This is a genomic window from Enterococcus quebecensis (assembly GCF_001730365.1).
GTDB classification, from domain to species: domain Bacteria; phylum Bacillota; class Bacilli; order Lactobacillales; family Enterococcaceae; genus Enterococcus_L; species Enterococcus_L quebecensis.
In genome coordinates this window covers 181,753-194,442 of sequence record NZ_MIKB01000001.1, presented here as the reverse complement: position 1 = coordinate 194,442, position 12,690 = coordinate 181,753, and the positions used below count along the sequence as shown (strand labels likewise).

Genomic DNA, 12,690 nt, shown 5'->3' with positions numbered 1-12,690 from the left:
CATAGATTCTTGCTTATGTTGAGCACCATAAGCAAGAACTAAGGTTAAGAAAGGAGTTGAAAAAATGAAGATCGGAAAAAAAGCTTATGTTATTGGGATTTTCGGGATTTTGTTGTTGGTTGTATCTATTTTTTTTGTTAAGGGTTCTTCAATTAAGGCTACAGAAACTAAAGATGACCCAATATTTTTGGAGCAAACAACAACACAAGTGGAAGAAACCACTGGGGATAATGTATATTTCTCATTAAACATAACTTCTGCCAAAAAAAATCAACGAATTTTCCTAAACTATCCTGATAGTCTTTCCTTTAAAAAGGAAAAATTACTCGAGATGAATAAAGGAAAGATAACTTTTATTCAAATCGATCACGAAAAATCTCAAATGGAACTAATCCTTGAAAAAGAGTCTGAAAAAACAACGCTCTACTTACAAGGAACAACCAACTCTGAAGAAATTCAAACGATTCAAGCTATTTCAGAACAAAATCGTTCAAACAAATTAGAAATAGGAAAAAAAGAGTCAACGATACCTGAAACATCAACGAGTTTATCAGAGAAAAAAGAAGTTCCAAAATCACGATCTAAATCGGCTGCTTCATACAGTGATGAATGGACAGAAATTTTTACGGCTGAAGAGGCTATAATACCCGCGGGTGTGGGAAAAGAACTACGCTATGGGTTTGGACCTACAGATGCACTAGGGAAGACGAGTATTTCAGGAAACAGACAAAAACAATTTGCAATTCCTAATGTAACTTTTATGGATAATAATAAACGAGTTCAGCATATATATCATACGCCAAGCGCAGTGGCTAAGCCTGAAGAGGCTGGACAGTCACTATGGACAAGCTATGGTTTGATATACGCTTATGGGAACAATACAAATCCGAAAGTGTTTAATACAGGAAGTCATATTACTAGTGAGGGTTATAAATACTATAAGCGAGAATTGCCAAATGGAATGATAATCTACAAATTGACGTATGATTCAGTATTCGATTCGAAAAAATTCCACGTTGAAATTATTATGACTGGGAAGACAACCGGAACTGTTAATGTAGACTACACTATAACCAATATTGGCTCGGAAAAAGCTGCTGACTTTGTTATCGGTTCAATGATTGATACGGAGTTGAATAAGAATGACCAAGTACCAGTTTATGCAATTGGTAATAACAAAGGGGTTTATATAAAAGATGATGGAGATAATGGGTATAAGCTTCAGTATCTCTTTGACGGACCAGACCATGCTCTGAACTGGACCGGAAAACACTGGATACAGGGAACAAGTGCGTTCCCAAGAGATTATTTCTTAAATCTATTCTTTAACTTTGATGATTCAGGGTTCTCTGCTTTAAATTCAACAGGTTATGAAGTAGAAAATCACCCTGCAGATAAGTTGGTCTATGTTACAAATGATATTAATAAAATGGATACAGCAATCTTCATGAAAAATCAACCAACATCACTTGACGTAAATCAAGGAACAAAGATGACATACGATGTAACAATCGGTCTTTCAGGGAATCCACCAGAAGTTTTCATTGATCAAAAAGATCAAGAATTAATTCAAGGAAAATCTGACTTTGATGTAACGGGTCAATGGAGTGATTCGGAAAGTAAATTTGTTGACTTATTCTATACGCTTGATGATGGGGAAGCAGTGAAATTTGGCAGCAAAGTGCCAAATGACATGGCAAATCCAGGGAAAAAAATGGACTGGAAGTTTACTCTGCCTAGTTCAGCTTTAACTATAGGAAAAAGAGTGATTAAAGTTTATGCAGTGGACAGTGAAGGTCACACTTCTGAAGAAAAAATCTTAAACTTAACAATTAAATCAGGAAAAGCGACTCTTACAGTCGAATTTTTAGATGAAGAGAATAGAAATATTAATCCAGACATTACTTTAGTAAGAGATGTTGGTAGCTTTGTTTATTTAACGAAAGAACCAGCTGTAGCTAAGGTTGTAAAAGATAAATTGGATGAAGTGTATGAGATCGTTAGTAGACCCACACCAGAAGATGCGATTGAAGTTTTAGAGAATGGATTAAAGGTAACTTATCGATTTAAAGGAGGAATCGCTCTGATTTCTGCACCGAAAGAAATCTATTTTGGTACTCAAATTGTTAAGGCCCAAGAAAGCTTGATTGAAGAACCAGTGAGAATTGACGGTGCTTTAGTTATTCAGGATAGTCGAGCAACTAAAAAACCTTGGAAACTTCAGGCACGTATGAAACAAGAACTAACCAACAGTAATAATCAGGTGGTTACCAATGCTATTCGATACATGTATAGCGGTAACGAAGTGAAGTTGAATTCGGGTATGCAAGATATTGCTGTAGGAACAAATGTAGATGGTTCGCCGAATAAAGTTAGCGATAAGTGGTCAGCTAAAGGAGACGGCTTCAAGTTAAAAACAGAAATCGGAGCTGTCAAAGAATCGGGCAGTTATGTTGGAATTATTGAGTGGGAATTGCTTGATGGACCATAGAGAGGGGAATAGCATGAAAAAAAAGAAGCTGATACTCAGCACAATAGCTGTCTCTATCTTAGGTCTAACGCTTTTCTTAAAACCTGTGAGACATTTTGCTGTTGACGGTGGTCAGGTGGGACATGAAGCAGTAATAGAGTTTTACAGTGATGACCAACCAGAAAAAGAATCAGTTGATGAACCAAAGGACAGTGTAAAACCAACTAGCACTAAACCTGTTGGACGCTATCCTCAAACAGGGGAAATTATAAAAAAATCATTGACACTTAGTGGAGCAATAGTAGTTTTACTAGCTATAGTTGCATACATGAAGAAGCGAAAAAAAGAACAAAAGGGAGAGAACAAGCTGTGAAAATAAAATTGACGATTGCTTTTTGCCTCTCTTATCTTTTTCTTATAACTTCTAATGTTGATGTTCTGGCGAAGTCCATCGAGCAAGAAGGCACAATAGGGTTTGATGCTGCATTGATTCCACCTCAAGTAGTTGATCCTGAAAAGCCTGTAAAACCAGTTAACCCAGGACCAAGTCCGTTGACTGAAGGTTTTCTTAGAATTGATTTTGTACCTAAACTAGATTTTGGGCGTAATCGACTATCGGTCAAAGATCAGTACTATCATGCTAATGCACAATTATTTGAGGATGAAACAGGTCCTCGTGGGAATTTTGTTCAAATAACTGACAGTCGTGCAAATAGTGCAGGGTGGACATTACAAGTTCGACAAGAAACTGATTTTATGATTGCTAAAGATGAAAAGTCGCAATTGAAAGGTTCCTATATTTCATTGGATAAAACTTGGACAAATTCAACGATGGACAAAAAATACGCACCTTCATTAATAAATGATGTAATAAAAATCGACAAAATTAAGACAACGTACGATTTAGCTAAAGCTGATAAAGGCAAAGGACAAGGAATCTGGAGTGTCGAATTTGGAGCCTCTGATGAAAATGAGAGTGGACAAGATTCTACATTGACTCCTTTAGTTGACGAAACAGGTCAGCCAGTACTTGATCCAAACTTTAATAATAAACAAATTCACAAAAATGATGCAGTAACATTTTTTGTTCCAGGCTCTTCTGATAGAGTAGCTGGAAAATACCAAACGGTGCTGACTTGGATATTATCTGAGTTACCATAAATTAATTTAAATTAACTAGGAGGAAACAAAAATGAAAAAAAGAACATTATGTTCTATCGCATTACTAACAGTATTAGGTGCAAGTTTAGTATTACCAGCAGCAGCAAACGCTGAGGGTGGAGAAGCAAGAAAGCAATCAGGAGAAGGATCAATCGACTATGTGGAAGATTCTGGAAAAAATACCGACAAAGATCCGGAAGATCCTAAAAAACCAGTTGACCCACCTTATGTGCCAAACCCAGATAATGGTCCACTAAAAATTGATGGTGTTTCAACAATGAACTTTAAACAACAAAAAGCGGTCTTAACAGATGAAACTTATTTTGCTGAACAAGTTAAAGTTACGCAAGCTGATGGATCAAAAGAAAATCGTGGTGTTTATTTACAGTTAACAGATAAACGTATTGATGAGCGTAAAAAATGGGTGTTAAGAGCAAAAATGACACAACAGTTTAAAGCAGCTTCAGGAAATGTTTTAAGCAATTCAACGATTAGTTTTAAAAATCCAATTGTTGAAACAGATACTGATGCAAGTGTGAGTCCTCATGCAGTATTATCATCAACTGGTTCAACGTTTACTTTAGATGAATCTCAAAATATAGTTGACGTTTTAGAAACGAAAGCTGCTAAAGATGGTTTTGGTACGTATACAGTAGCTTTTGGTAATACAAAAGCCTACAACACTGCAACTGGAAAAGGAACGGAAGAAGATTCCACAGGAACACCTAATGCAACTGATGCAAATAAAATTGAAAATGGTTCTGTTGCATTATTTGTACCAGGTAAGACAGTAAAAACGAAAGAAGCACACGTAGCAAAAGTTCTATGGGAACTTGCTGACGTACTTTAAAAATTTAAGATAAAATAAAACGCAAGTGTCTAGTAGGCAAGTTCGCTAATTATTATTACTCTTAGTAATTGGGGAACTTGCCTTTGAATGAAAGGAAATGTTTCTGTTTATGAAGAAAAAAATTCAACCGTTACTTATGGGTATCTTTTCAATTATTTTTCTTTTTTCTTTTAACGCACAAGTAATACATGCTGAGTCGGAAGCTTCAGGAGCTGTCGGTTTTTTATATAAGACAAATCATCCAGATAATCAAATAGATGATGCTGGTTATTTCAATCTAAAAATGACTCCTGGTCAAAATCAAAAAGTTTCAATCACTCTTACAAATCTTGGTAAAAAAGAGGTTACTGTTGGAGTGAAAATAAATGGAAGCAGAACAAATTCAAATGGTGTATTAGAATATGGTGAAACAAAGCTAGAAAAAGATTCTACAATGAAATTTGATTTTGCTGAAATTGTAAAAGGACCAGAAACAATCACAATACCGCCTGAATCTGATAAAGATCTAGAATTAGAAATAAAAATGCCGGAAACGGGTTATGATGGCATCATTTTAGGTGGAATTCAACTTCAAAAAATTCAAGAAGACGAATCCCAAAAAGAACCAAGCGGTACAATGATTATCAATGAATATGCATATACGATTGCGATGTTATTAAGAGAAACGGATACTAAGATTGAACCTAAGATGGGGTATTTAAAAACATATGCGACACAACAAAATGGACGTAATTCGATCACGGTTGATTTAGGTAATGAAGCAGCTGATTTACTGGATGATCTTACAGTGGAAGTTCAAATTATGCCTGAAAAAAAAGACGAAGTCCTTTATGAGTCTAAAAAGACAAAAATGAGGATGGCGCCAAATACTGTTTTAAATTATCCAATCAGTATGGAAGGCCAAGCAATGGTTCCTGGAACTTATAGAGCGCACATTATTGCTACTTCCAAAGAAAAAAAATGGGAATGGAACGAGTCGTTCAAAATAACTAAAGAAGAAGCTGATAAATTTAATAGGGAAGATATTGGTATTGATCAAGATCGGGGAATTGATTTTAAATTAGTTGGTATGATTGTAGGCGGTGTTATAGGCCTAGTCTTGATTGTCTTTTTAATTATTCGTCTTGCTACAAGAAAAAAGAGAAAAAGAAGAAAAAAAGGGCCAAGCAAAAAAAGGTAGAGTAGAAAGTTGGGAGGAATAAAATGACATTATTAGACTGGATTGCAGTCATTAGTTTAGCGGTAGCAATTCTCTTTCTACTTTTTGTTCTTCTGTTGTTTGTTGGTATTTTTAAAACTGGAAAAGAGCAAAAAAAATTATTTTCTATTCGAACAAAGAATAAACGCAAGAGAAAAATGATTGCAAGAAAAAAAAGAGGATTACAAAAAAAGAAAAAAAAATGCATTTGGGGAAGCGTCCTGTGTTTTATCATGATGTTTTTAGGAGCAGGAACCTCAATGTATGTAGTCTATTATCAATCAACAAATTTAAGTGAATCAGATAAAAAATCAATTGTTTCTGGATATTATAATCTTCGTGATATTGAGGAACAGCTAAACTTAGCAGAGTCTGGTGATGGGCAACGAGCAGAACAAAATTTGAAAAATCTGTCTTTACGTTTAGCCGCATTTGCTTTAAATAAAGCAGATTACCGTATCAGTGGTGATGGGCAAGTTTGTATCAATCGTTATTATTCCTCAATGAAAGAGTTAGGAATCAACTTATCTTCACAAGAAAAAGAGTTTTATAAAGATTCAACCTTAACAGAATCTTTCAAAAATGACATTGAGAAAGTCAAAAAGAATGAAAAAGCCGTAATTGATCAATTTAAAATCAATGAAAGGTCACTAGCAGCAAAAAAATAACAACAAGACAATGGAGTTAGGCGATTATGGCTAATAAAACTCATCAATCAAAAAAGATCAGAAATACGCAGAAACCTTTTAAAAGAAAAGATGAAAAAAAAAGCCGTAAGAAAAATAAAGTGACCCATGGGACTAAGAGTAATAACCTAAAAAAAAAGCAAACAAAAAAAAAGAAAGGAAATATCGGTTATTCAAAAAATAAAAAGCAACGTAAATTAAAACGGATGGGGATTGAAATAGGTTGTTCGGTTCTTATTGCAGGTGTTTTTATTTGGATACTTTCTATTTTCTTCTTTACTTTTGCTAAAGTTGAAGGATATAGCATGTTGTCATCACTTTGGGAAGATGATCTTGTTTACATTAATAAAAGAACCAATATAGGTCGATTTAAGTTGGTGTATTTTGAAACGCCCGATCAACAGGAGAAAGCGATTCGTCGTGTAATCGGTCTACCAGGAGAGTTTGTAGAATATAAAGATGATGAATTATATATCAACAACGAGAAAATAGAAGAAAAGTTTATTGATAAACAAGATGTTACAAAAGCAAAGAGTATGGGCCTGTTATTCACGGAAAATTTCGACATAACAAAATTAAAAAATAATCAACAAATAATTCCCAAGGATTTCTATTTGGTACTTGGAGACAACAGACCTTATTCGACAGACAGTCGGTATTATGGGTTTATTCATAAAAATGACATCATCGGGGTTGTTGAAATGAGGATTTTACCACTGCACTTGATGGAAAAATTTAATCGATAACTATCCGAGCCAATAAATATTGGCTTGATAAAAAAGACATAGTAGTTATAAACAAACAGGGCAATTCGCTACATATGTTGGGATGTTTTTCATAGGATAAATAGTCCACATATTAAAGAAAGAGCTTAGAATATTATTCTCAGGAAATCTAGTACGGTCAGGATTATTCTAGTAATCTTTCTATATCATTTGATAGTTTTAGTTTTATAAACGGTCGCTCAAAAGTAATCTATACTATAAGGAGATGTTGTAATTTGAAAAAGAAAATTGTAATTGCTATTTCATTAGCAATGGGACTATTCATCATGTTAGGATTTGGAGGTCAAAGTGCAGAAGCTACATCAAAAAATAGATTTAGCGATGATCAAACAACAGTAACATCAGTAAAAAAAGCCAATAAAGTATTACTTAAAGGTGAAGTAACAGTTGTTACAGATAGTGAAACTACTACAAAATATGCAAAAATTTACGTAAAACATAATGGTTTGAAGTACTATGACTGTTGTTCAAAATTAATCTCATCAACACCAGAATATGATGCAAAAGGAAATGCAACAGGAAATTATTTACATGTGTATAAGTTCTGCGGTTGTAAAACAAACAAATAAAAATTAACTAATTAACTATGAGTGCCCGTTTGAAAACTATTATTATATAAAAAAATAACGAACGAAATGGATGTCAATTCATTTCGTTCGTTTTTTTATCTTTATTTAATAAAGTTGTCTAGTGTTTTTTTTGTATAAATATAACACAAAAACAGTTAAAATTCTTTTGTGATCTGGGAATTAAATAGGTATATAAAACGTTTAGTTTACTTTAAATGATAAATAAATATCAATAATTGGTTTTTTTAATCCAAAATATAAGGTATATTTAGTTTGGTCTATTTATTTATAATGTTATTTTATTGGTGTGGATGTTGGATGGTTTTGTATTTCTAATCATTTTATATGGCGATTGATCGTTGATTAAATGAGTAATACTGAAAATATTGATGAGTAGAGAGGAGTATTTAATGCCAAAAAAAGGAGAGAACATTTATAAAAGAAAAGATGGTAGATGGGAAGGGAGATATATAAAAAACAGAGATAGTAAAGGTAGAATTATTTATGGATATACTTATGGTAAACGTTATTTAGAGGTGAAATCTAAATTGATTGTTTTGAAAGCACAGTATGCAGAATCAAAAAACAAAAAATTATTCGATAGGGATATGAAAGAATGGACGACCTATTGGTTGTATCATCATAAAAAAAACACAGTAAAACAATCTACTTTTTTTAATTATGAATGGTTAATAGATAAATATATCTTATCTTATTTTGGAGAAAAAAGATTATTCGATTTAGATAGTGAGGATATCAGGTCCTATGTTAAATTTTTGAAAGAGTTAAACTTATCATATGGTACAATGAACAATGTTTTCATTTTATTAAAAAAGATACTTGAAGAGGCAAATACTCAAAATATTATTGCATCCAATCCCTGTCAAAATATCAAAATCCCATATAAGAAATGTAAGTCACGAAAAACATCTTTAACAAGTAGTGAGCAAAAAAAGTTGGAACAGTTTGCTTTTCAGGAGAAGGGTTGCTCTGCAATTATATTAGCATTGTATTCGGGGCTTCGAATTGGTGAAATAAGCGGTCTAAAATGGTCGGATATCGATTTTGAAACAGGTATTATTTATGTAAATCGAACAATTTATAGAGTAAATAGCAAAAAAAAAGAGGGCAATAAAACGGAAGTGTTTGTCGGTATACCTAAAACTGATAATTCTTATCGAATTGTACCGTTGGCCGAAAATTTAAAAAAATACTTACTTACGAAAAAAGTCATTTCAATGTCTAGTTATGTCGTTTCATGTAAAAATAAAATGACGGAACCTAGAGTTATCAGATATCGTTTTAAAAAAGTTGTAAAAGCAGCAGGAATACAAAATATTCGTTTTCACTCCTTGCGACATACTTTTGCAACTAGATGTTTAGAAAATGGTGTGGACATTTCAAGTCTTAGTAAGTTGCTTGGTCATACTTCTGCTAAGATGACTTTGGATACGTATGCGGATTCATTGTTAGAAAGTCGGCAAAAAGCCATTTATAAAATAGATCAATTAATGAGTGAAAAAATGTCTGAATAAAAAAGAACTAGCTGTTTATAATGCCGATTTAATATATGAAAGCATAAGGAGAATGGGTTGTCACATATTATTAATTTACTTGAATATTTTAAGTTGGAAATTGCCTGAATAAAAATCTAAATAATCAACACACTGCTATGAATATAAAGTAACGCAGAAAATGGTTATGTCAATTAATCTGATAATAAATAAATAGATCAAGTATCTTATAAAATTCTTTTCTAATTTTGGATTTGATGCTTGAGTTTTTTTGAGCAGGAATTACATAGAGCGAACAACGTTAATGGTTTTAGTCAGTATACTAGTGAAAGCTTCCAGTGTTTTGGGAATTGCCATTGGATTGTTTAGAGGTAAGTAAATAAGAATGGACTAAAAAAATAACTGAATGAAGCTAGATATATTTTCAGCTTCATTCAATTATTTCGTTGATAGGGCATATAAAAAGTAACTACGACTTTTTTATATGCCTATTTTTAATAGACAAGAGACTATTTCACAACAAGAACATTACAAGGCGCATATTGAACGACATAACTTGTTGTGGTTCCAAGTTGATTAGATTGAATCATGCCTTTACCTGTAGAACCAACAATAATCAAATCGATTGCTTGATCTCTAGGCACAACTGTTGAAATCATTTCCTTTGGATTACCTATCTCAACAATCGGAATCACATCATTTAAACCTTCTTGGGTAGCATAATAAATATTTTTTAGTAGCTCTTTTTCGATGGCTTCTTTTTCTTCAGCAAGTACTTTTGAGTAAGCATATGAGCTATGGCTAATTGCGTTTTCATCTACGACTGATAATAAATATAAGGTAGCATTTTTTTCTTTTGCAATAGCCACACCATACTGTAAAGCCAACTCAGAATTTTTTGAACCATCCATAGCAACTAAGATGTTTGAGTAGTTATCGAACATTTCAATCAGCACCTTTCTTTATCTATCCTCATTATAACACGTTCCATGAAAGAGGTTAAACGAATTGAAATGGATAAAAGATATCAATAACATAATAAAAAAACGATAAGAATTCAACAGAGTGCGGAATTCTTATCGTTTATTCTTTCTTTATAGACCAAGAAATGGTGCTGGATTAACAAAACCGCTCCACAATCCTGTTGAAATACTAAAGTGTAAGTGAACACCAGTTGAATTACCTGTTGTTCCCATGCCACCTAAATTTTGACCGGCGCTAACTGATTGTCCAGCTGAAACACTTAAACTGCTCATGTGTAGATAATATGAATAGTAACCATTATCGTGTTTGATTACAACATGATTTCCAGCCATACCGCTGTAATTTGCGCTGACAACTTCACCAGATCGAGCTGCCATAATCGGTGTACCACTTGCTCCGCTAAAATCAATACCATCATGGAATGATCCGGAAATACCAGTAGGATCTTCTCGTCCGCCAAATCCACTAGTAATATTCATACCTGCTACAGGAGCAGACCAACCGCCAGATGATGTTGGAGGAGTAGGGATTTGTTGGTTGTTGTCAGCACCAATATTTGTATCTGGAACAGTTGCTGATTGTTCTTTTTCTGTTGATTGGTTAGAAGCTGCCTGTTCTTGTGCTGCTTTTGCTTGTTTTTCAGCTAAAGACTTAGCTTCGGCTTCTTTTTTCTTTTCTTCAGCAATCGCTTTTAATTGAGCTTCTTTTCTTTTAACGGCTTCTTCTTTTTGTTTAACGAACTTATTTTTTTCAGCTGTTTCAGTAGCAAGACTTGCAGCAATTTCGTTGATTTTTACATTTTGTTCAAGTTTTGCTTCTGCTAAGGCAGCTTCTTTTTGTTCAAGTTCTCCTGTTTTCTTTTCAAGTGTTTTCAGGGTTTGTGTTAATGAAACTTTTAACTGATCAAGGTCTTTTTTGTCGTTTTTTTGGGCTGTTAAAATATCGTTGTTGGCTGTTATTATGGTGTTAACAGCTATAGCTTTTGAAACCGCATCGGAAATCGAATTTGCACTTAGTATAACTGTCAGTACAGATTCTTGTTCACGATTGGTTTGAGTAACTCTAGCTTGGGCTTGTAGTTGTTCATTTCTTTTTTTGATTTTTGTTTCTAAATTTAAGATATCAGTATTTAGTTTATTCATTTCTTTTTCATGCTTTTGCTTTTCAGAAAGAACAGTTTGATATTCGGTTTCGATGGTGGTTATTTCATTTTCTAAAGTTGCCAAGTAAGCTTTAGCATCTTTTTCATTTTTCACGATATCTTCTATTTTTTTATTTTGATTGTTAATTTTTTGATCAACATCTTCTGCTAAGACACTTATGGGTGCAACATTTACTAATAAAATAAATGAAAGTGTAACTAGTATTTTTTTCTTCAAAGAATATTCCCCGCTTTTTATTAATCGTATTTGAACGCATGATATTATAAAAAATCATCGTCAGTAATCTTCAATTACACAAGATAAAGTATAACATAGGGGGTGAAGAATAATCATATCTTAAGTACAAGCGTAATGAAAAAAGTTGAAATTTAAAATCTGGAAACAAACTTATCATCTAATTGTAATATATGATACTTATAGTTAATGAGAGAGAGCAGTTTTCAGGCAGATCAGGAATGGATAAATACATCATTTATCATTGTATTCGGAATAAAAATCATCTAGTAAATCGGCTAAGTCTTTTTTTGCTTGTGCATATTTTTTTTTCACCGTATTTTCAGATAGTTGTTTTCCTTTGTGATTATTTTTTGTAAGCTCAGCATAATCAACTACTTTTGAAGTAGGTTTATTTCTATAAGATACGTCATTAGTTACAATATCTGATAATATAGTAAAAATTTGAGGAATTGCTGGAAAGTGTTTATTTGATTCCGTTCGCTTTAGCATATCGAAAGTACGAAATAATACAGTAGCATTTATTTCTTTTTGGCTAGAATCATGCAATAGTTCTTCTATTCTGGGCAGAAAATCGTTTCTGTAACGATCATTTTGCTCAATTCTATACGTTGTAGAATCTTCTGAAATAAGACTATCACTTTCCTCTGAGAATATAGCTTTATAATTTGTTTCAAATAAATCTGGAAATAGCTCATTTGCCACAGTCAGAATCTTCAAATCTTGAGAGTAGGTGATTTTTTGTTTTTTAAGCGTCTGAATTAATTGTTGGAACTGTTTTTTATCAAGTTTTTTTCTTAAATTTGCTTCTATCAATAAACGAGCTACATAGTCTTCGAATTCTCCATAACGAATCCAATCAATTGTTGTATTACCGAGAATAGCGAGCTTTTCTAACCTGTCTTGGTTGGGTAAATTATTGCCTTTTTCCCAATTATTTACTGTACTAGCACTGGAATTTCCAACTAATTTTGAAAAGCGCGCCATTGAATATTTATGGTGATTTCTAATTTCCCTGATTCTTTTTCCAGCTGCAATTAAATCTACTTCCAAAATAATTCCTCCTATAAATTCTT

12 protein-coding genes are annotated in these 12,690 nt (G+C 33.0%); 9 read left to right on the top strand and 3 right to left on the bottom strand.

What is annotated here, in order from left to right:
* Positions 1 to 64: 64 nt before the first annotated feature.
* The 9 genes from BCR23_RS00875 (at position 65) to BCR23_RS00835 (ending at position 9,254) form a co-directional block, all read left to right on the top strand.
* Positions 65 to 2,491, top strand: coding sequence for a hypothetical protein (locus tag BCR23_RS00875; protein ID WP_069633616.1), 2,427 nt, complete (start codon positions 65 to 67; stop codon positions 2,489 to 2,491).
* A 13-nt stretch (positions 2,492 to 2,504) separates the two neighbouring features.
* A complete protein-coding gene (locus tag BCR23_RS00870) occupies positions 2,505 to 2,843 on the top strand; it encodes an LPXTG cell wall anchor domain-containing protein (protein WP_069633615.1) in 339 nt (112 codons plus the stop codon).
* Entirely contained in the window at positions 2,840 to 3,631 is a 792-nt protein-coding gene (locus tag BCR23_RS00865; protein WP_069633614.1) for a WxL domain-containing protein, read from the top strand. The genes BCR23_RS00870 and BCR23_RS00865 overlap by 4 nt, the downstream gene beginning before the upstream one ends.
* 31 nt (positions 3,632 to 3,662) lie before the next feature.
* Positions 3,663 to 4,481, top strand: coding sequence for a WxL domain-containing protein (locus BCR23_RS00860; RefSeq protein ID WP_069633613.1), 819 nt, complete (start codon positions 3,663 to 3,665; stop codon positions 4,479 to 4,481).
* A 109-nt stretch (positions 4,482 to 4,590) separates the two neighbouring features.
* On the top strand, positions 4,591 to 5,661 hold the full coding sequence (locus BCR23_RS00855; protein ID WP_069633612.1) for a WxLIP family cell surface protein: 1,071 nt from the start codon (positions 4,591 to 4,593) through the stop codon (positions 5,659 to 5,661).
* Positions 5,662 to 5,684: 23 nt separating this feature from the next.
* Positions 5,685 to 6,347, top strand: a complete 663-nt coding sequence (locus BCR23_RS00850; protein WP_069633611.1) for a hypothetical protein — start codon at positions 5,685 to 5,687, stop codon at positions 6,345 to 6,347.
* A 26-nt stretch (positions 6,348 to 6,373) separates the two neighbouring features.
* Positions 6,374 to 7,111, top strand: coding sequence for a signal peptidase I (lepB, locus tag BCR23_RS00845; protein ID WP_240482509.1), 738 nt, complete (start codon positions 6,374 to 6,376; stop codon positions 7,109 to 7,111).
* 254 nt (positions 7,112 to 7,365) lie between these two features.
* Positions 7,366 to 7,719 (top strand): hypothetical protein, encoded by a 354-nt coding sequence (locus BCR23_RS00840; RefSeq protein ID WP_069633610.1) that lies wholly within the window; start codon positions 7,366 to 7,368, stop codon positions 7,717 to 7,719.
* Between the two features lie 410 nt (positions 7,720 to 8,129).
* Positions 8,130 to 9,254 (top strand): tyrosine-type recombinase/integrase, encoded by a 1,125-nt coding sequence (locus tag BCR23_RS00835; RefSeq protein WP_069633609.1) that lies wholly within the window; start codon positions 8,130 to 8,132, stop codon positions 9,252 to 9,254.
* A 488-nt stretch (positions 9,255 to 9,742) separates the two neighbouring features.
* Here the strand turns inward: BCR23_RS00835 and BCR23_RS00830 are convergent, their stop codons facing one another.
* The 3 genes from BCR23_RS00830 to BCR23_RS00820 all read right to left on the bottom strand — a co-directional run bounded on the left by BCR23_RS00830 (position 9,743) and on the right by BCR23_RS00820 (position 12,667).
* Complete coding sequence (locus tag BCR23_RS00830) at positions 9,743 to 10,177, bottom strand: universal stress protein (RefSeq protein ID WP_069633608.1); 435 nt, start codon at positions 10,175 to 10,177, stop codon at positions 9,743 to 9,745.
* A gap of 150 nt (positions 10,178 to 10,327) precedes the next feature.
* Complete coding sequence (locus BCR23_RS00825) at positions 10,328 to 11,596, bottom strand: murein hydrolase activator EnvC family protein (protein WP_069633607.1); 1,269 nt, start codon at positions 11,594 to 11,596, stop codon at positions 10,328 to 10,330.
* A 252-nt stretch (positions 11,597 to 11,848) separates the two neighbouring features.
* Positions 11,849 to 12,667 carry a helix-turn-helix domain-containing protein gene (locus BCR23_RS00820; protein WP_069633606.1) on the bottom strand — a complete coding sequence of 273 codons (819 nt, stop codon included), beginning with the start codon at positions 12,665 to 12,667 and terminating at the stop codon, positions 11,849 to 11,851.
* Positions 12,668 to 12,690 lie beyond the last annotated feature (23 nt).